The organism is Streptomyces sp. CA-111067 (assembly GCF_050956065.1).
Lineage (GTDB): Bacteria > Actinomycetota > Actinomycetes > Streptomycetales > Streptomycetaceae > Actinacidiphila.
This window is the reverse complement of the sequence record NZ_CP192103.1, coordinates 2167289-2186619: the sequence shown is the minus strand read 5'-3', so window position 1 is coordinate 2186619 and position 19331 is coordinate 2167289. Positions and strand designations below refer to the sequence as shown.

Below are 19331 nucleotides of genomic sequence, written 5' to 3'. Positions count from 1 at the left end.
CAGGTGCAGGTCGCACGACGATCAGGTGGCAGCAGGCGCAGACGCCGTCCCGCGAACGTGAAGCGCGCACAGCGCGCCAGGAGATGATGACGATGGAACGCAGCGACAGCCGAACCGACGAGGCTCGCGAGGCCCGCGGCAGCAGCAAGACCGACGCCAAGACCGGCAGCGACCGGGACACCGGCACCCCGGCGACCCCGGACCGGGACCGGGCAACGGACCGGGACCGGGTCACGGCCCCCACGAGCGACCCGGCCGTCACGCCGGACTCCCGGAATGTGTTCCCCGACCCGGCCGCGAGCAGCGGGAACAAGGCCGGTACGGCCGGCAGCGCAAGCAGCGGCACCGGAACCGGGAGCGGAAGCACCGGCACGGACCGCACCGCCGCCCGTCCGGCGGCCGACGCCTCGGCCGTCACGTCCGAGTCCGACCGCGAGGCCCGCAAGGACCGCAAGGACCACAGCGATCGCACCGACCGGTCGGTGACCACGCCGGACCGCTCCGCCCCCGGCCCGGACCGCAGCGACCGCACGGACCGCTCCACCCGTGAGGGCGACCGCAGCGACCCGACGACGACCCTGGTGGACAAGCCGGCCTCCTCCGGCGGCGCCTCACCGTTCGCCACCAGGCCGGCCGGTAGCACCTCCGGCTCCACCCCCGCCGCCGACAAGACCGGCGGCCTCGGCGCCGGCGACAGCCAGGAGGTGGACCGGCTCACCCGCCGGATGGACACCGCCGTCGGCGGCTTCGTGGACGACCCCAAGCGCGCGGTCCGCGAGGCGGACGCCGTACTGGAGGAGACCGCCACCCGGCTGACCCGGCTGCTCGAAGAGCGCCGCAGCGCGCTGCGCAAGAGCTGGCACGGCGACAGCGCCGCCGACAACTCCACCGGTGACACCGAGGAGTTGCGCGTCGCGCTCACCCACTACCGGGACATGGCCCGGCAGTTGCTGAACATCTGACGCCCATGGCACCGGCCGTACGTGGCGGGTGGCGGATCACGCCGCCCGCCACGTCCGTCTGTCCGCGAACCGCGAACTGCGAAGGCCCGCCCGCGAACGCCGCCCACCGCCGCGACCCCGAACACCGGCCGCCCGAGGCCCCGTTCAACTCTCCTTGATCGCCTCGAGAAACCGCGCCAGCGCCCGGGGCGTCGTGATCAGCACGATCCCCGGCTCGTCACTCTCCCTGATCAGGACCGCGCCCCGGTCCGTGGCGGCCAGTTCCACGCACTCGCCCCCTTCCTGCGAGTACGTGGACTTCTGCCAGCTCTGGGGCGCGGTCATGGGGGAGGCCCTTCCGGGTTTTCGAGGTCTCAGAGGGCTTGCGCGACGCCGTGGATGAAATCCCTGGACCGCGACTCGTCGAGTGCCACCACGGCGAGGTTGTCGTACACGATGCGGTACTTGGCCAGGTGCGGCGCGGCGTGCAGGAAGGTGACCCCGTGCGCGGAGTCGATCTGCACGGTGTCGAGCGCGCGGACCGGCCCGCTGGCGTAGAGCATCGCGTGCCCGGAGCCGATGTGCCCGTCCGCCGCGAACGGCACCACCCGGACGCTTATGTGCGGCAGGTGGCTCAGCTCCTGCAGGTGCTCCAGCTGCGGCCTGGTCACCTTGGGCCCGCCGAACTGCATGCGCAGCGCCGCCTCGTGGATGAGCACGTGGTACGGCGGCGGCGCGTCCCGGTACAGCACCCCTGAGCGCTCCATCCGGTGGGCGACCCGGGCCTCCAACTCGTTGTCGGGCAGCGGCGGTATCGCGTAGCCGAACACCGTGCGGGTGTAGTCCTGGGTCTGGAACACCCCCGGGATGTGGGTGATCTGGATGGTCCGCAGCCCCGCCGCGTGGTGCTCCAGCTCCGCCACGTCGAGCAGCGGCCCGGGCACCACTCCCCGGTAGGTCTCCCACCAGCCTTTGCGGCCCTGGCCGTTGGCCATGGTGACCAGTGCGTCGATCAGGACGGCGTCCCCGCAGTCGTAGAACGCCGCGAGCCGCCGTAAACGCTCCTCGCTGACGCCGAGCCGCCCCGCCTCGATGTGGCTCACCTTCGCCGGGTCGGTGCCCAGCAGCCGTGCCGTGTCGCGGGCGGTGATGCCGGCGGCCTCCCGCAGTTTCCGTAGCTCCGCACCGAGGCGCTCCTGGCGGGCGGTTGCGGTGCTTCTGAGCGGCATGGTGTCCCTTCTTGATGATGGTTCAGAGTCTGCCGTTCCGCTCACGCGGGGTCCAGATCGTTTCTGGAAATTTCGGAGACAAGGTTGCAGAGGGGCAGTATTGCCCCATAACGTCGTGGTCAGGTCTGCTACCGGACAGTCAACTCCCTTGGCTGGGAGGGCTGTTGATCGGGTAGGCGGTACAGGCCGTCCGGCCGCCGGCCGACCGGGTCCTACCGGGCCGGACGGGCCGCCGGACACAGCCGCCGGAGCCGCTCCTCGGTCACCGAACCCGCCTCGGGGAAGTGCACGACGACGCTGCGCCCGGGGTCGTCGTCCACCGCCAGCCGCACGTAGTTCAGGTCGAGCGTGCCGACCACCGGGTGGTGGAAGCGCCGGGTGGATGACCGGAACGCCTCCACGTCGTGTGCCGCCCACAGCTCGCGGAACAGCGGACTCGCCCTGTGCAGCGCCTCGGTGAGCTCGCCGAACCGCGGGTTGTCCAGCTCGTAGGCGGCCTGCCCGCGCAGCATCGCCACCAGCCAGCGCGCCTCGCCGTCCCAGTCGTCGAACAGCGTCTTCACCAGCGGTTCGGTGAACATCAGCCACAGCACGTTCAGTTCGGCGCGCGGCCGGTCCAGGTTCACGCCCTCGGTGAGTGCCCGCTCGGCGTCGTTCCAGGCCAGGATGTCGAAGCAGCGGTCGATCACGAAGGCGGGGTTGGGCAGTTGGGCGTCCAGGAACGCCCGCAGCAGCGGACTGACCGGCGCGCTGCCGGGCGTGCGCGCGGGCGGCGGCGGCTCCGCCGCGGCGAGCCGGAACAAATGGGCGCGCTCGGTGTCGTCCAGCGCCAGCGCCCGGGCCAGCGCCAGCAGGATCTGCGGCGAGACGTTGATGTCCCGGCCCTGCTCCAGCCAGGTGTACCAGGTGACGCTGACCCCGGAGAGCAGCGAGACCTCCTCGCGGCGCAGCCCCGGCGTCCGCCGCCGCCCGCCCGGCGGCAGCCCGGCCGCCACCGCGGACGGGTCGGCGCGCTCGCGGCGGGAACGGAGGAAGGTGCCGAGTTCCCTGCGGCTGTGCTCGCTCAGCTGGAGCCTCCTGGTGCGCTTCTGTGCCGATAACCAACCCTAACCGGCGGTAGTTGGCGGTTTCTGGTGGGTCACTACGGTCAAGGGTCCACGGGCCGGCCGCCGCGGCGCCCCGCTGCGGGCCGCCGCGCCGTGCCGAGTGCGGGCGGCACACCCGTGCGGGCCGTGCCAGGGCCGGCCCGCCCCGATGCTGGTGTCACCAGCACCAGTAAAACGGGCACTCTTCACTCCCGCCACGCGCGGCCGGAGGGTGGAAGGAGATCACTTCCGAAGCGCGCCCCCTGCGGGCGCCTCGCTCGAAGGGCACGTTCCGTGGCGCACACTCCCACCCCCGCGGCCAAATCCGTTCTCGTCACCGGCGCGACCGGCGGCCTCGGCAACGCCGTCGCCAGCCGGCTCGCCGCCGAGGGCTGGACGGTCCACGCGGCGGTCCGCACGACCCCCGACGCCCAGCGGCTCGCCGCACTGCCCGGCGACGTACGCCCGGTGCTGCTCGACGTCACCGACGAGGAGAGCGTACGGCAGGCCGCCCAGGAGGTCGGCGGCCGACTCGACGGGCTGGTCAACAGCGCCGGCCTGATCGTCCAGGGCTTCTGGGAGCAGGTGCCGGACGACTCGCTGCGCCGGCAGTTCGAGGTGAACGTGATCGGCCTGATGTCGGTGACCCGCGCCTTCCTGCCCGCGCTGCGGGCCGCCCACGGCCGGGTGGTGAACATCGGCGCGCTCAGCTCGCTGGTCGCGCTGCCGTTCTTCGGCCCGATCGCCGCGTCCAAGGCCGCGCTCGCCTCGATGACGGACTCGCTGCGGATCGAGTTGCACCACCAGGGCGTCAAGGTGGCCCTGGTCGAGCCGGGCGCGATGGAGACCGAGATCTTCGACCGCGCCGCCCGCTCCGCGCAGGCCGACGGACTGGCCGGCGGCCCCGAGGTGGAACGGACCTACGCCCGCGCCCTGGAGTCGGCCGCCGCCTCGGTGGCCGCCACCAAGCTGCGCCCGGTGGACCAGGCGGTCAAGGCGGTGCACCACGCGCTCACCGCGCGCCGCCCCGGCACCCGCTACCTGGTCGGCCCGGACGCCCGGATGGTGCGGGTGGCCCGCCGGCTGCCCACCGGTGTGCGGGACCGCGCGCTGCTCGGCGCGCTCAAGCTCGGCCCCGCCTCGTTCGCCGTCGACCCGGCCCGCTGACACCGGGCGCCGGGGCGCCCGGACCGGGCGCGCGGCCGATCGCGGCCCGAGCCCCCCGCCTGCGCCTTGTTCAAACCGCCCGCCGAACCCGTGAACTCTGCATGCAAGGAAGGTGACAGTCGCTACTTCTCCCCCCTGGCGGCGGTATGCAAATCTTTGTCCGTCGCCGCTAATAGGGGGATTGATGGACAATCGGTACGAGGTTTTCTGTCTGGCGGACAGATACTTCTACGAGAGCCTTGACCGGCTTCCTTCCGCCCCTGCCACCCCTTCGACCGATTCCGTTTCCGGTCTCGCCGGATCTTCCGGCGGCCCGCTCTTCGAGAGCGCGCAGCGGCCGACGCCGGAGGGCTGGCACACCGTCCGGACCGGCGACTGGCTGCACCTCGACCCGCCGGCCGGGCCCGGCCGGGACAACGCGCCGCTCCAGGGCTGGAAGGTGCACATCTCGGCGGGCCTCGCCAACGCCGACAAGGTGGCCGCCAAGGTCTGGGACTACTGCGTCCCGCGGAACATTCCGTTTAAATTCGTTCCGGGCCCGCAACTGCTCCACCTGCGTAATTCGAAATACGCCGGCCGGGACAGCAGCGGAAAATTCGTGACGATATATCCGTCGGACGAGGAGCGGCTCCGTACCGTTCTCGAAGAACTCGGCGAACTGCTGGACGGCGAGCAGGGCCCGTACATCCTCACCGACCTGCGCTGGCGGGAAGGGCCGCTCTACGTGCGCTACGGCGCCTTCGCGAAGCGGTTCTGCGTGGGGGAGCGCGGCACGCTCGTGCCGGCCGTCGAGAACGGCGACGGCGTCCTGGTGCCCGACACCAGGACGCCCGCCTTCCACATACCCCCGTGGGTGACGCTGCCGGAGTTCCTGGCCCCGCACCTGGCCGCCCGCAACGCCACCACGGTCTCCGACCTGCCGTACCGCATCGAGAAGGCGCTGCACTTCTCCAACGGCGGCGGCGTCTACACCGGCACCGACACCAGGACCGGCGAGAAGGTGGTGCTCAAGGAGGGCCGCCCGCACGCCGGCCTCGCCTCCGACGGCGCCGACGCCGTCACCCGGCTGGAACGCGAACGGGACGCGCTGCGGCGGCTGTCCGGCCTCGGCATCGCCCCCGAGGTGCGCGACTGGTTCACCGTCGGCGACCACCGCTTCCTGGTGATGGACTTCGTCGAGGGCCGCCCGCTGAACTCCTACTTCGGGCTGCGGCACCCGCTGCTCACCCCCGATCCCGACCCCGAGGCGGTCGCCGACTACACCGCCTGGGCGCTGCGGATCCACGCCGGGGTGCAGCACGCGGTGGACGCCGTGCACAGCCGAGGGATCGTCTTCAACGACCTGCACATGTTCAACATCATGATCGGCCCGGACGACGAGACCGTCTCGCTGCTCGACTTCGAGGCCGCCGCGCAGGGCGCCGACAACGTCCGGCAGTCCGTGGCCCATCCCGGTTTCGTGGCGCCGCCCGACCGGCGCGGCTACGACGTCGACAACTACGCGCTCGCCTGCCTGCGGCTCGCGCTGTTCCTGCCGGTCACCACGCTGTTCGCGGTGGACCGGGCCAAGGCCGCGCACCTCGCCGACGTCATCGCCGAGCAGTTCCCCGTACCGCGCGCCTTCCTCGACGAGGCCGTCGCCGAGATCACCCGCGACCTGCGCCCGGCACCCGTCCGCGGCGCCGCCGGACTGCCCGCGCGGCCCGCCGACTGGCCGGCCGCCCGCGACTCGATGGCGGCGGCGATCCTCGCCTCGGCCACCCCCGACCGAGACGACCGGCTGTTCCCCGGCGACATCAGCACGTTCTCCGACGGCGGCGGCCTCGGCATCGCGTACGGCGCGGCCGGCGTGCTGCTCGCCTTCGCCGAGACCGGGCTGCCGCGGTACGAGGCCGGCGAGCGCTGGCTGCTCGACCGCACCGCGCCGGTGCCGGGCGGCACCCCGTTCGGCCTGTACGACGGGATCGCCGGCGTCGCGTACGCCCTCGACCGGCTCGGCCACACCGAACGGGCCCTGGAACTGATCCGCGCGCTGCTCTCCGAGAACTGGCAGCGGCTCGCCTCCGACCTGTCGGGCGGCCTCGCCGGAGTCGGCCTGGTGCTCGACCACTTGGCCCGCAGCTCCGGCGAACGCGACCTGGGCGAACGGGCGTTGGAGGCGGCGGGCATCGTCGCCGGCCGGCTCGCGGCGCTCCCGGCGGGCCCCGGCGACCCCGCGACCAAGACCCGCCGCGCCGGACTGATGCGCGGCGCCACCGGCCCCGCACTGCTCTTCCTGCGGCTGTACGAGCACCACCCCGCGCCGGCGTTGCTCACCCACGCCGCCCGCGCCCTGCACCTGGACCTGGACGCCTGCGTGCACAACGCGGCCGGCGGCCTCGACGTCAACGAGGGCTGGCGCACGATGCCTTACCTCGGCGACGGCAGCGCGGGCATCGGCATGGTCCTCGACGACTACCTCGCGGCGAGCGGGCGCGCCGGCGCACCTGTTGCCGATACCGCTGCCGACACCGCCGCCGACACCGAGGCCAGGTTCGAGCAGGCCCGCGCCGACATCGTCCGGGCCGCCACGTTCCGGCTCTACGCCCAGCCCGGGCTGTTCGCCGGCCGGGCCGGCATGGTGCTGCACCTGGCGCGGACCACCGCCCCCGCGCTGCCCGACGGCGCGCTCGCCGAGCAGATCGACGCGCTCGGCTGGTACGGCATGACGTACGGCGGCGGCCTCGCCTTCCCCGGCAACCAGCTGATGCGGCTGTCCATGGACCTCGGCACCGGCACCGCCGGCTGCCTGCTCGCGCTCGGCGCGGCCCTGGGGGAGCGGACCGCCGAGCTGCCCTTCCTGCCGCCGCTGCGCACCGCCGCCCTCGTACCGGGCGGCTCATGAACCGGCTCCGGCCACTCGGCCGGCAGTCGTGCACCACCCGTTCCCAGCGAAAGGACAACTGACATGGCACTTCTCGACCTGCAGAACCTGGAGCCCGTCGAAAACGGTCACGGCGGCGGTGGCGGCGAGCCGGCCAGCTCGCTCAGCCTCATCGGCTGCGTCAGCACCGTCAGCTTCCTCATTTGTCTCTGAGTCCGGTCCTCCCGGCTCACCGCAGACAGGAAGCCTCCGGCGGAGGCCAGGGGCGCGGGCGCCCCGGCGCACCGCACCACTGACCCGGAGCCGGCCGGCCTTCTGCCGAAACCGGCCGGCCCCGGCCTCAGGCTCGAACCGCGACGCAGGTCACGGCCGTAGCCGACGTCACCCGCGACGGTGACCGCGGGCCCCGGACACCCCTCCCAGGGGGCGCCCGGGGCCCTGCCCGTATCCGCTCTCCAGGGGAGTAGCAATGGCCCAGGCTGCCGGTGGCCCGGAGGGGGCCGCAGCGCTCCCGAAGGAACGGCGGGCGGGGGAGGCTGCCGGCGCCCCGGACGAACGGCGAGCGGTCCAGGCTGCCGACGGCCCGGAGGGGGCCGAAGTGCCCGCGAGCGAACGGCGAGCGGTCCACGGGGGCGGCGGCCCGGACGGGGCCGAGGCGTTCACGATCGAACGGCGGGCGGTCCAGGGGGGCGGCGGCCCAAAGGGGGCCGAGGCGCCCACGATCGAACGGCGGCCGGTCCAGACTGCCGACGCTCCGGACGGGGCCGAGGCGCTCACCACCGAACGGCGGGCCGCCGACCGGCGTGCTGCGGACCGGATTCTGCTCGACGCCGGACGTGACAGCGCCTGGCGGACCGCGGCCGTCGGGCTGTTGGGGCTGGCCTCGGCCGGCCTCGGCCTGGCGCTGCCGTTCGCGCTCGGGCACGCGCTCGACCTCCTGCTGCGGGGCGGCACGGCCACCGGCTGGGTGACGGTGTGCGCGCTGCTCGTCGCCGGCCAGGTGGCCGCGGGGGCGGCCGGCGACCTGCTCGGCGCGGTCACCACCGCACGGGCCACCGCGCGGATCCGGCGGCGCGCGGTACGGCACATGCTCGACGCGGGCCCGCGCACGGCCGTCTCCGGCACCGGCGACCTCGTGACCCGGCTGGTCGGGAACGCATCCGACGCCGGCGCGGGGCCGATCGCCGCGGTGGCGTTCCCCGCGTCGCTGGCGGGACCCGTCGGCGGCATCGTCGCCCTCGGCCTGACCGACCCCTGGCTCGCCGTCGCCTTCCTGGCCGGCGCGCCCTCCCTGACGCTCCTGGTCCGGCGCTTCGCCCGCGCCTCCTCCGACAGCATCGCCCGCTACCAGGACGCCCAGGGCCGCATCGCCACCCGCCTGGTCGAGGCACTCGGCGGCGCCCGGACGATCGCGGCGGCCGGCACGGAGGCGCGCGAGAACGCCCGGATCCTGACCCCGCTTCCCGAACTGAGCGCGCAGGGCCACCGCATGTGGCACGTCCAGGGCCGCGCCACGGCCCAGGCGGCGATCCTGGTCCCCCTCCTCCAGATCACCGTCCTCTCCGTGGCGGGCCTCCGCCTGAGCGCCGGCGCTCTCACCTTGGGCGAACTCCTGGCAGCGTCGCGCTACGTGACCCTTGCAACGGGAATCGGCTCGGTAGTGGGCCAGTTGGCAGCCCTGATCCGCGCCCGCACGTCAGCGACACGCATCGCCACAGTCCTCGCGATCCCCGCCCCGCCCTACGGCCCCGCCGCGCCCACCTACCCCGCCCCGGGGGACGGTAGTGGCAGCCCCCTGGTGTCGTTGCCGGACTGCGGCGCCGTGGTGGCTGGTGGCGCAGTTCCCCGCGCCCCTGGTGATGCCGGGGCTCTCCCTGCCCCGGGGGACGGTAGGGGCAGCCCCCTGATGCCGCTGCCGGACCGCGCCACCGTGGTGGCTGGTGGCGCCCACGCGGCGCCAGCCGCAGATCAGATGCAGCCCCGCGCCCCTGGTGATGCCGGGGCTCCTCCCACACCGGGGGACACGACGCCTCCGCTCGGTGCCCCGGTTACCCCAGGGGCGCGGGGAACTGCGCGACAAGGCCCCACCGGGGCGCAGTTGGAAGCGGTTGTTGAGCCCCGGTCGGGGCAGGCCCGCGAGGATGTCGTCCCGGTTACCCCAGGGGCGCGGGGAACTGCGCGACGAGCCCCCACCGGCGGGCAGCCGACGACGCCACCTCAGGGGGCACCCCCCAGGGGCGCGGGGAACTGCGCGACAAGCCACAGCGGCGCCGCAGATGGAAGCGGGCATCGGGCCCCGGAGGGGCGCGGGGAACTGCGCGACGAGCCCCCACCGGCGGGCAGCCGACGACGTGCCCCGGTTACCTCAGCGGAGCGTGGAACGCTCGAACTCCGCTCCCTCACCGCCCGCCGCGCAGGCGAACCCGTGCTCGCCGATCTCAACCTCACCGTGCCGGCCGGCACCTCCCTCGCCGTCGTCGGAAAATCCGGCGCCGGCAAATCCGTCCTCGCCTCCCTCGCCGGCCGCCTCACCGACCCGGACGACGGCCTCGTCCTCCTCGACGGACGCCCCCTCCCCGACCTGTCCCGCGAAGCGCTCCGCGCCGCGATCACCTACGCCTTCGAACGCCCCACCCTCCTCGGCGACACGATCGGCGACGCCATCGCCTTCGGGCCGCACCTGCTGCCCGCGGCAACCGTCACCGCCGCCGCCCGCGCCGCCGAGGCCGACAGCTTCATCCGGCTGCTGCCCGACGGCTACGCCACCCCCCGCGACCGCGCGCCGCTCTCCGGCGGCGAGGTCCAACGCCTCGGCCTGGCAAGAGCGTTCGCCCACCCCGGCCGGCTGCTCATCCTGGACGACGCGACGTCGAGCCTCGACACGGTCACCGAACTCCGCGTCGCCCGGGCCCTGTTCAACGACCACCCGCACCGCACCCGCCTGCTCACCACCCACCGCGCCTCGACCGCCGCCCGCGCGGACCTGGTCGCCTGGCTGGCGGACGGCCGGATCCGGGCGCTCGCCCCGCACGCCGAGCTGTGGCCGCTCCCGGACTACCGGGCGCTGTTCGCGGCGGACGCGGAGGGGGCCCGATGACGGGGACGGCCCCGGTGGGGATGCGCGGCTACCTGCGCGGGCGGGCGCCCGTGATCGCCGTGCTCGTGGTCTGGTCGCTGCTCGAAGCCGGGCAGACGTTCCTGCTGGGGTTCTCGCTCGCGCGGGCGATGGACCGCGGGTTCCTGCGGGACCGCCCGGGCATCGGGCTCGCCTGGCTGGCGCTCGCCGCCGTCGCCGTGCCGGTCGGCGCGTACGGCACCGCCCGGGTGTTCCGTACGGTCGCCGCGCTCGTCGAACCGCTGCGCGATCTGCTCGTGCGCCGGGTGGTCGGGCGCGGCCTGCGCGAGGCGGTCGGCGGCGCCGGACGAGCCCCGGACTCGGCCGTCGTCTCCCGGCTCACCCACCAAGTGGAGATCGCCCGCGACGCGTTCGGCGGCATCGTCATGGTGCTGCGCTCCTTCGTCTTCACCGTGGCCGGCGCGCTGGCCGGCCTGCTCGCCCTCGCCCCGGTGCTGCTGCTCGTCGTGCTGCCGCCGCTGGCCGCCGGCATCGCGCTGTTCGCCCTCGCGCTGCGCCCGCTGGCCAAGCGCCAGCACCGGTTCCTCGCGGCGGACGAGGCCGTCGCCGAGGAGTTCGGCGCGCTCGCCGGGGGCCTGCGCGACATCACCGCGTGCGGCGCGGAAGCCCCGATGGCGGCGCGCGCCGACGACCGCGTGCAGACGGCCCTGGCGGCGGCCCGCTCGCTGGCCCGGTGGGGCGTGCTGCGCACCGCCGCACTGGCCGTCGGCGGCCAACTCCCCCTGGTCCTGCTGCTGGTGGGCACCCCGTGGCTGCTCGACACGCACCGCGTCACCCCGGGCGACCTGCTCGGCGCGTTCACCTACCTCACCCAGTCGCTCCAACCCGCGCTCCAGAACCTCGTCCACACCCTGAGCGCGGCCGGCACCCGCCTGGGCGTCGTACTCCGCCGCATCTCCGGCCCCCCGCCGCAGCCCCCGGCCGCGCCCCCGCCACCGCTGACTCCCGCCCCGGGCACGGCACTTGAACTGCACGCCGTGACCTTCGCGTACGGCCCGGCCGCCGAACCCGTCGTCCGCGACCTGGACTTGTCCGTCCCCGACGGCGAACACCTCGTCGTCGTGGGCCCGAGCGGCATCGGCAAATCCACCCTGGCGGGCCTGGCAGCGGGCCTGTTGACGCCGGCCTCGGGCGAGGTCGCGGTGAGCGGCCGCCCGGCGCTGGTGCCGCAGGAGGCGTACGTGTTCCGCGGAACGGTGGGGGAGAACCTCCGGTACCTGTGCCCCGGCGAGGAGGCGGAGGGCGCGAACTCCGTACCCGACGCACGGGTGTTGGCAGCGGCGGAAGCCGTCGGGGCCGACCGGCTGGTCGAGACGCTGGGCGGGCTGGACGGCCAGGTCGACCCGGCCGCGCTGTCAGCCGGCGAGCGCCAACTGCTGGCGCTGGCCCGTACCTACCTGTCACCCGCCGCCCTCGTCCTGCTCGACGAGGCCACCTGCCACCTGGACCCGCCCGCCGAGGCCCGCGCGGAACGGGCCTTCGCCGCCCGCCCCGGCAGCACCCTCGTGGTGATCGCGCACCGGATCAGCTCGGCCCGCAGGGCCGACCGGATCCTGGTGATGGACGGGGCGCACGCGGTGTGCGGCACGCACGGCGAACTCCTCGCCGCCTCGCCGCTCTACCGCGACCTGGTCGGCGGCTGGGGCGACCCGATGGAGCCGGCAGACGGCTCAGACCCAGCCCGCGACCTGGGAGATCCGTATGGCGTCCACCCGGTTGCGGGCCCCGGTCTTCCGGGTGATCGCGGCGAGGTAGTTGCGCACGGTGCCGTTGCACAGGTGCAGGCTGCGGGCGATCTCGGTGACCGAGGCACCCTCGGCGCTCAGTGAGAGCACGCTCAACTCCCTCGGCGTCAGCGGCATGTCGGCCGCGTGCAGGAACTCGACGGCCAGCGACTCGTCGACGAACCGTTTCCCCTGGGCGACCTGGCGCACCGCTGCGGGCAGCCGGTCGGCGGATCTGTCCTTGTTGACGAAGCCCAGCGCCTTCGCCTCGTAGGCGCGGCGCAGGTTGCCCGGTTTGCCGCCGCCGGTGAGGACGACGAGGCCGCAGTGCTCTCTGTCCGGGTAGTCGCTCCCGGTCAGCTCGTCGGTGTGCCGGCGCCAGCCGGGACAGTCCGCGTCGGCGACGCAGACGTGGGGCCCTAACGAACGGCCCGACTCCAGCAGCCGCTGCCATTCCGTGTCGGCCACCTGGAAGTCGGGCTCTTTGCCCAGGAGTGCGGCCAGTGCGGAGCGCACCAGGCTTGTGTCGTGGGCGACCAGTACCCGAATCACTCGATTCCCCCTCGCGTTGTCGCGCCGATCCCCGAGAAATTGGCCTGCGGCCCGCTCTGCACTCACCCCCGCGAGTGCGCTCCATTCCTACCCCGGGGTGGGGCTGGGCAGGACCCCGCTTTCGGCCACGCGGAAGCGCCCACGCCCCCACCTGATGCGCTGGGGGGCGCACTCTCCACCCCCGCACGCCCACCCCTTCCCCGCCCCCGCCGGCACGCCGCGACGGTGCCGCACCGGGGATCGTTCACGCTCCGGGCAGCGGGATCAGGCGGCACGCCGTGCGTATGTCGCCCTGGACCTCGGGGACCGTCGCGCGGCCCGAGAGCCAGCTCACGAGCGCAGCGTGCCACGTGTGCTCCACCACCCGAACGGCGGAGACCACCGCCTCCCCGGGCGGAGCACCGAGCCGCATCGCGTCCACGATGATCGCCCTGGTCAGCACGGACACCGTGTCCACCTCCGCGCTCACCGACCGGTCCGCGAAGATCAGCGCCCGCACCATCGCCTCCGCGAGCAGCGGCTCGCGTTGCAGCGCGCGGAAGGCCCGCAGCAGCGTCACCGCCACCCGCTCCCCGGGCTCCGCCGCGCTCGGCGGCCGGTCACGCAGCGTGTCGTGCAGCTGCCCGAGCTGGTCCTGCATCGTCGCCACCAGCAGATGGATCTTGGACGGGAAGTACCGGTAGAGCGTCCCGAGCGCCACCCCCGACGTCTCCGCCACCGCCCGCATCTGCACCGCGTCGAACCCGCCGCCGCAGGCCAGCAGCGTGCTCGCGTCCAGGATCCGGCGGCGCCTGGCCTCCTGCCGTACGGTCAGTGGCGGGGACGGCGGCCGGGGGTCTGCGGTGATGTGTCCCATTGCGTGCTTCCATCCATAACGCGCGGCATCGGTGGCGCTGTGTGCATGATGGCAGCCGGGCGCGGCGGCGGCCCCGGCTGCTACGGGAGCGTCCCGGCTCCACCGGACCGTCCCGCTGCCGGTAGATTCACCTTCTGTACCATCAGGTCTGAAACTTGTTCTAGATTAGCGCGACCGGTTACGCTCCGGCTCAATCGCAGGCAGAAGGAGGCCGGGAGTGACCTCGCAGGCCAGGCCGCTAAGGATCGCGCTGCTCAGTTACAAGGGCAACCCCTTCTGCGGCGGTCAGGGCGTCTACGTCAGGCACCTGTCCCGCGAGCTGGCCGCGCTCGGCCACAGCGTCGAGGTGCTCGGCGCGCAGCCCTACCCCGTACTCGACTCGCTCGGCGAGGGCGTCACCCTCACCGAGCTGCCGAGCCTGGACCTCTACCGGCAGCCCGACCCGTTCCGCACCCCGCGCCGCGGCGAGTACCGGGACTGGGTGGACGCGCTCGAAGTCGCCACCATGTGGACCGGCGGCTTCCCCGAACCGCTCACGTTCAGCCTGCGCGCCCGGCGCCATCTGGCCGCCCGGCGCGGCGAGTTCGACGTCGTCCACGACAACCAGACGCTCGGGTACGGGCTGCTGTACGGCCTCGGGCTGCCGCTGGTCACCACGATCCACCACCCGATCACGGTGGACCGCCGGCTCGACCTGGCCGCCGCCGAGGACTGGAAGCGGCGGCTGTCGGTGCGCCGCTGGTACGGCTTCACCCGGATGCAGAAGCGGGTCGCCCGGCGGCTGCCGTCGGTGCTGACCGTCTCCGGCTCGTCCCGCGACGAGATCACCGCCGACCTCGGGGTGCCCGCCGAGCGGATCCACACGGTGCCGATCGGCGCGGACACCCGGCTGTTCTCGCCCGACCCGGCCGTCGCCGAGGTGCCGGGCCGGATCGTCACCACGTCGAGCGCGGACGTCCCGCTCAAGGGCCTGGTGTTCCTGGTCGAGGCGCTCGCGAAGCTGCGGGCCAGGCGGCCGGACGCGCATCTGGTCGTGGTCGGCAAGCGCCCGGAGAAGGGGGCGGTTGCGGACGCGATCACCGCTTTCGGACTTGAGGGGGCGGTGGAGTTCGTGAAGGGCATAAGCGACGCGGAGCTGGTCGATCTGATCCGCAGCGCGCAGGTGGCGTGCGTGCCGTCGCTGTACGAGGGTTTCTCCCTCCCGGCGGCGGAGGCGATGGCCACGGGCACGGCGCTGGTGGCGACGACGGGCGGCGCGATCCCCGAGGTCGCGGGCCCCGACGGCGAGACGTGCCTCGCGGTCCCCCCGGGCGACGCCCCGGCCCTGACCGCCGCGTTGGACCGCGCACTCGCCGACCCCGACCTCCGCCACCGCCTCGCCGCCGCCGGCCGCACCCGCGTCCTCACCCACTTCACCTGGACCCGCGCGGCGGAGGCGACCGCCTCCTTGTATTACGCGGCCATCGACGGCCGGTGGTCCGGAAACGACAGCGACAGCCCCTCCCGGCCGGTGGCCGAGCACCCCGCCGTCTCGGCTGGTCGCGCAGTTCCCCGCGCCCCTGAAGAACTCGCCCCGGCCGGGGGCGCCCCAAAGGGGCGCGGGGCTGCTGCTGATGTGCGGCTGGCGCCGCGTGAGCGCGACAAGCCACCGATCACCGGATGGTCCGGGAACGAGAGCAACCGCCCCTCCGGGCCGGCCCCCCGGGGCACCCGGGACACCGGGGACGTGCAAGCATCCGGCGCAGCCGGGAATGTGGGGACCACATGCTGACCGTCGACTTCGCCCGCTTCCCGCTCGCCGCAGGCGACCGCGTTCTCGACCTCGGCTGCGGCGCCGGCCGCCACGCCTTCGAGGCGTACCGCCGCGGCGCCCGCGTCATCGCCCTCGACCGCAACGGCGAAGAGATCCGCGAGGTCGCCCGCTGGTTCGCCGCCATGAAGCAGGAGGGCGAGGCCCCGCCCGGCTCCTCCGCTGTCGCCATGGAGGGCGACGCGCTCCAACTCCCGTTCCCCGACGAGAGCTTCGACGTCGTCATCATCTCCGAGGTCATGGAGCACATCCCCGACGACAAGGGCGTCCTCGCCGAGATGGTCCGCGTCCTGCGCCCCGGCGGCCGGATCGCCGTGACCGTGCCCCGCTACGGCCCGGAGCGGATCTGCTGGGCCCTGTCCGACGCGTACCACGAGGTCGAAGGCGGCCACATCCGCATCTACAAGGCCGACGAGCTGCTCGGCAAGATGCGCGAGGCGGGCCTGCGCCCGTACGGCAGCCACCACGCGCACGGCCTGCACGCCCCGTACTGGTGGCTGAAGTGCGCGGTCGGCGTCGACAACGACCAGGCGCTCCCGGTGAAGCTGTACCACCGCCTCCTGGTGTGGGACATCATGAAGAAACCGCTGGCCACCCGGCTCGCCGAGCAGGCGCTGAACCCGCTGGTCGGCAAGAGCTTCGTGGCCTACGCCACCAAGCCCCGGCTGCCCTACGAGGCGGCGGCGGAAGCGTCCGAGGACCTCGCGACGTGACGGCGTACCCCAGCGCCGGCCGCGGCCGTACCGAGCGGCTGACGCTGCCCGGCGTGCTCACCGCGGGGCAGGCCGCCGCCACCGTGGCCGGCATCCTCGCCGTGCAGCGCCCCGACGGCGGCATCCCGTGGTTCCGCGGCCACCACCTCGACCCGTGGGACCACATCGAAGCGGCGATGGCGCTGGACGCGGCGGGCGAGCACCAGGCCGCCGAGGCCGCATACGGCTGGCTGGCCGCGCACCAGAACCCGGACGGCAGCTGGTACGCGGCCTACCAGGACGGCGACCCGGCCCGCCCCACCGACCGCGGCCGGGAGAGCAACTTCTGCGCGTACGTGGCCGTCGGCGCCTGGCACCACTACCTGTCCACCGGCGACGACGCGTTCATCGAGCGGATCTGGCCGGTGGTCCGCGCGGCCGTCGAGTTCGTCCTCGCACTCCAGCAGCCCGGCGGCCAGATCGGCTGGAAGCGCGAGCAGCCGGAGCGCCCGGGCGAGGCCGGCGCGGCCGTCAACGACGCGCTGCTGACCGGGAGTTCGTCGATCCACCAGGCGCTGCGCTGCGCGCTGGCCATCGCCGAGCACCACGAGGAGCCGCAGCCGGACTGGGAGTTGGCCACCGGGGCACTCGGCCACGCGATCCGCCGGCACCCCGAACGCTTCCTGGACAAGTCCCACTACTCGATGGACTGGTACTACCCGGTGCTCACCGGCGCGTTGCGCGGCCCGGGCGCCAAGTCCCGGATCGAGGACGGCTGGTCGCGCTTCGTCGTGCCCGGACTCGGCGTCCGCTGCGTGCTGCCCAACCCGTGGGTGACCGGCGGCGAGAGCGCCGAACTGGCGCTGGCGCTCTGGGCGGTGGGGGAGTCGGACAAGGCGGTACGGATCCTGGCCGACATGCAGCACCTGCGCGCGGACGACGGCCTGTACTGGACCGGCTACGTCTTCGCCGACGACGCGGTCTGGCCCGAGGAGCGCACGGCGTGGACTGCCGGGGCCATGCTCCTGGCGGTGGCCGCGCTCGGGGGGGACGAGGCGACCACCGCAGTATTCGGGGCGGAGCGGCTGCCGGTGGGACTCGCACCCGGCTGCTGCTGAAAGGTTGTCAGCTGCTGAACGGTGTCAGGCGCGGTTGACCCGGCCGGCTATCGCATGCGCGATCAGCAGGTAAACGGCCGCGGGCAGGCCGTAGTTGAGCACGGTGCGCCACTTGAGGTTGTGCACCGTGAACAGGTCCTTGGACCAACCCGCCAGCCAGTTCGCGGAGTGGTGGACCCAGTCCACCAGGTCGTTCGCACGGTTGGCTTCGAAGACGAAGAACAGGATCCACAAGACGAGGATCAGTGCTGCGATGTCTGCGGCGATGAGGATGATCACCGCGGCGGGATTACCGCCATACCGTCTGGCCATGACCCCCGTCTTGCCCCGATGGGGTGTTCGAAACCACCCCGGGCAGTCCGGATGGCGTAAGCCGGGTCGCGGGGCTCAGCCCGCCGGGTGATGCTGCCGAGAGGCGTCCACCCGCCCCGTCACCCTCGCACGCCACCGGAGGTCCCCGTGCAGACGACCGGCACCCGACCGCGCCGCATCCCCCTGCGCCGCGCCCTCCTCGCCGTGCTGCTCGCCGCCGCGCTCCTCACCCTGCCGGCCTGTGGCAACTCGGACGACGACTCGTCCGGCTCCACCGCCACCGCGAGCGCGACGAGCACCGCGCAGCAGCAGAAGCTCGCCAAGACCCGCTTCGTCGCCAACGCGGGTGCCGCCGCCGGCGCCGCGTACCAGTGGATCGTGAAGCCGTACCGCGCGGGCAAGTTCAAGAAGGGCGCCGACGGGCGCACGTTCACCCTCATCAAGGCCGGCCTCGCGGGCACCTTCGCCTACAACCGCCTCAAGGCCGCCTCGGACAACGCCAAGGGCGATCCGACGCTCAGCAAGTACATGGCCCCGGTGACCGCGAGCATCGCCACCCTCAAGGACCTGCCGAGCAAGCTCCGCAAGGGCGACGGTTCGGCGGCCGGCAGCTTCGACGACGTGATCAACCAGGTCAAGGACGCGGGCAAGAGCGCCGGCGCCGACGTCACGGAGAAGGTCCCGTCCCTCTCCTCCATCGGCGGCTGACCGCGCCAAGCGAAAGCCCCCAAGACCCGTCCCGGTACGCCGAACGGCCGGCGCCCCCCGAAGGAGGCACCGGCCGTCCGCGCGTGCGGAGTTGATCAGCCGCGCTGAATCCCGCTGCTGTCCTGGAGCAGCCCGCGCCGCCCGTCCTGCGTCTGCGCGATCAGCGCGGGCCCGCGCTGGTCGACGGCCAGGTACCAGGTACCCGGGGCCAGTTCGGCGATCTGCCCGCCGGACCCGTCCTCCGAGTACAGCGGCCGCGGCACCGGCACCGCGAACCAGAAGGCGGTGAAGTCCCCACCGGACTGCGCCGGAGCGGCGGCCTGCTGCGGCGCCTGCGCCTGGACACCGTACGGCTGCTGCTGCTGGGCCGGCTGCGGCTGCCCGTACGCCGGGTCGACCGACTGCGCCCCACCGGGGTAGCCGTAACCGGCCTGCGGCGGACCGGCCGCGTACGGCTGCGCGCCGCCGAGGCCCTGCGCGCCGGGGCCGACGCCGTACTGCTGCGGCTGGCTCGGCGCGCCCATCAGCGGCGCCTTGAGCGCGGGCAGCCGGTTGGAGAGCACCGCGGCGGCGGCGAACGCCAGGCCGAACAGCAGCGTCAGCCACGCGCCGACACCCTTGCTGATGCCGTCGTTGGCGCCGCTGCCGAGCGAGGACGGCGCGATGGTCGAGAAGGTGGACCACAGCGCGGCCCAGCCCACGAAGACACCGAGCGCGGTGGCCCACTGCTCGAGGGTGAGGCCGACCAGCAGCCGGCCGGCCGGCTGCGAGCGGGCGAAGACGAAGAGCCCTGCGGAGACCAGCGCGGCGAGCGTCACCGTCGGCAGCAGCGGGAACAGAGCCGGGCTCCATGAGCTGGCCGACTTGTCGCCGCCCACGGTCTTGAGGGAGAAGAAGGGCATGAACGAAGCGATCAGCAGCAGCACCGCTGCACCGATCACCGCGCCGTCTCCTCGGGTCAGGGAGCGGATGTTCACGTCAGGTCCTGTCCTTTACCAGTTTGGTGAATCGGTGGTTCAGTGGTTCGGTTCGGTCGCTGGGGGAAATCCGCCGGGGGTACGGAAACGGTGCCCCATCGTACGGGTGTGATCTTCGGCGGGCAGCCCGATGGAATCATTGGTGCACGATTCATACGTGA

15 protein-coding genes and 3 pseudogenes are annotated in these 19331 nt (G+C 73.6%); 11 read left to right on the top strand and 7 right to left on the bottom strand.

Annotated elements, in window-relative coordinates; all coding sequences use genetic code 11:
• Window positions 1-92: 92 nt before the first annotated feature.
• Window positions 93-962, top strand: coding sequence for a hypothetical protein (locus ACQPW6_RS09495; protein WP_433889117.1), 870 nt, complete (start codon window positions 93-95; stop codon window positions 960-962).
• A gap of 144 nt (window positions 963-1106) precedes the next feature.
• Here the strand turns inward: ACQPW6_RS09495 and ACQPW6_RS09490 are convergent, their stop codons facing one another.
• The 3 genes from ACQPW6_RS09490 to ACQPW6_RS09480 form a co-directional block, all read right to left on the bottom strand.
• On the bottom strand, window positions 1107-1286 hold the full coding sequence (locus tag ACQPW6_RS09490; RefSeq protein ID WP_433889116.1) for a DUF397 domain-containing protein: 180 nt from the start codon (window positions 1284-1286) through the stop codon (window positions 1107-1109).
• 29 nt (window positions 1287-1315) lie between these two features.
• Window positions 1316-2170 (bottom strand): helix-turn-helix domain-containing protein, encoded by an 855-nt coding sequence (locus ACQPW6_RS09485; RefSeq protein ID WP_433889115.1) that lies wholly within the window; start codon window positions 2168-2170, stop codon window positions 1316-1318.
• Between the two features lie 212 nt (window positions 2171-2382).
• Complete coding sequence (locus ACQPW6_RS09480; protein ID WP_433894478.1) at window positions 2383-3237, bottom strand: helix-turn-helix transcriptional regulator; 855 nt, start codon at window positions 3235-3237, stop codon at window positions 2383-2385.
• A gap of 312 nt (window positions 3238-3549) precedes the next feature.
• On the opposite strand from ACQPW6_RS09480, the gene ACQPW6_RS09475 reads away from it, so the two are divergent.
• The 6 genes and pseudogenes from ACQPW6_RS09475 to ACQPW6_RS09450 form a co-directional block, all read left to right on the top strand.
• Window positions 3550-4422: an SDR family oxidoreductase gene (locus tag ACQPW6_RS09475; protein WP_433889114.1), complete on the top strand. Its 873-nt coding sequence runs from the start codon at window positions 3550-3552 to the stop codon at window positions 4420-4422.
• A 184-nt stretch (window positions 4423-4606) separates the two neighbouring features.
• On the top strand, window positions 4607-7306 hold the full coding sequence (gene lanKC / locus ACQPW6_RS09470; protein WP_433889113.1) for a class III lanthionine synthetase LanKC: 2700 nt from the start codon (window positions 4607-4609) through the stop codon (window positions 7304-7306).
• Between the two features lie 63 nt (window positions 7307-7369).
• On the top strand, window positions 7370-7498 hold the full coding sequence (locus tag ACQPW6_RS09465) for a SapB/AmfS family lanthipeptide (RefSeq protein ID WP_433889112.1): 129 nt from the start codon (window positions 7370-7372) through the stop codon (window positions 7496-7498).
• A gap of 256 nt (window positions 7499-7754) precedes the next feature.
• Window positions 7755-8909, top strand: a pseudogene (locus ACQPW6_RS09460) (ABC transporter transmembrane domain-containing protein); the annotation flags it as partial.
• Between the two features lie 753 nt (window positions 8910-9662).
• Window positions 9663-10382: pseudogene (locus ACQPW6_RS09455) on the top strand (ATP-binding cassette domain-containing protein); the annotation flags it as partial.
• A pseudogene (locus ACQPW6_RS09450) lies at window positions 10379-11845 on the top strand (ATP-binding cassette domain-containing protein); the annotation flags it as partial. The pseudogenes ACQPW6_RS09455 and ACQPW6_RS09450, both read left to right, overlap by 4 nt.
• Before the next feature lie 246 nt (window positions 11846-12091).
• Here ACQPW6_RS09450 and ACQPW6_RS09445 read toward each other — a convergent pair.
• Together ACQPW6_RS09445 and ACQPW6_RS09440 are read right to left on the bottom strand one after the other, a co-directional pair.
• Window positions 12092-12697 carry a LuxR C-terminal-related transcriptional regulator gene (locus ACQPW6_RS09445; protein ID WP_433889111.1) on the bottom strand — a complete coding sequence of 202 codons (606 nt, stop codon included), beginning with the start codon at window positions 12695-12697 and terminating at the stop codon, window positions 12092-12094.
• Between the two features lie 244 nt (window positions 12698-12941).
• Window positions 12942-13553: a TetR family transcriptional regulator gene (locus ACQPW6_RS09440; protein ID WP_433889110.1), complete on the bottom strand. Its 612-nt coding sequence runs from the start codon at window positions 13551-13553 to the stop codon at window positions 12942-12944.
• 193 nt (window positions 13554-13746) lie between these two features.
• On the opposite strand from ACQPW6_RS09440, the gene ACQPW6_RS09435 reads away from it, so the two are divergent.
• Genes ACQPW6_RS09435 through ACQPW6_RS09425 form a run of 3 tightly spaced genes read left to right on the top strand, consistent with a single transcriptional unit; the run spans window position 13747 to window position 17173 of the window.
• Window positions 13747-15324 (top strand): glycosyltransferase family 4 protein, encoded by a 1578-nt coding sequence (locus ACQPW6_RS09435; RefSeq protein ID WP_433894477.1) that lies wholly within the window; start codon window positions 13747-13749, stop codon window positions 15322-15324.
• A complete protein-coding gene (locus ACQPW6_RS09430) occupies window positions 15318-16076 on the top strand; it encodes a class I SAM-dependent methyltransferase (RefSeq protein WP_433889109.1) in 759 nt (252 codons plus the stop codon). The genes ACQPW6_RS09435 and ACQPW6_RS09430 overlap by 7 nt, the downstream gene beginning before the upstream one ends.
• A complete protein-coding gene (locus ACQPW6_RS09425) occupies window positions 16073-17173 on the top strand; it encodes a prenyltransferase/squalene oxidase repeat-containing protein (RefSeq protein WP_433889108.1) in 1101 nt (366 codons plus the stop codon). Before ACQPW6_RS09430 ends, ACQPW6_RS09425 begins: the two co-directional genes overlap by 4 nt.
• A gap of 24 nt (window positions 17174-17197) precedes the next feature.
• Here ACQPW6_RS09425 and ACQPW6_RS09420 read toward each other — a convergent pair whose 3' ends face one another.
• Window positions 17198-17485 carry a hypothetical protein gene (locus ACQPW6_RS09420; protein ID WP_433889107.1) on the bottom strand — a complete coding sequence of 96 codons (288 nt, stop codon included), beginning with the start codon at window positions 17483-17485 and terminating at the stop codon, window positions 17198-17200.
• A 147-nt stretch (window positions 17486-17632) separates the two neighbouring features.
• On the opposite strand from ACQPW6_RS09420, the gene ACQPW6_RS09415 reads away from it, so the two are divergent.
• On the top strand, window positions 17633-18193 hold the full coding sequence (locus ACQPW6_RS09415; protein ID WP_433889106.1) for a hypothetical protein: 561 nt from the start codon (window positions 17633-17635) through the stop codon (window positions 18191-18193).
• 95 nt (window positions 18194-18288) lie between these two features.
• Here ACQPW6_RS09415 and ACQPW6_RS09410 read toward each other — a convergent pair whose 3' ends face one another.
• A complete protein-coding gene (locus ACQPW6_RS09410) occupies window positions 18289-19170 on the bottom strand; it encodes a hypothetical protein (protein ID WP_433889105.1) in 882 nt (293 codons plus the stop codon).
• Between the last annotated feature and the right edge of the window lie 161 nt (window positions 19171-19331).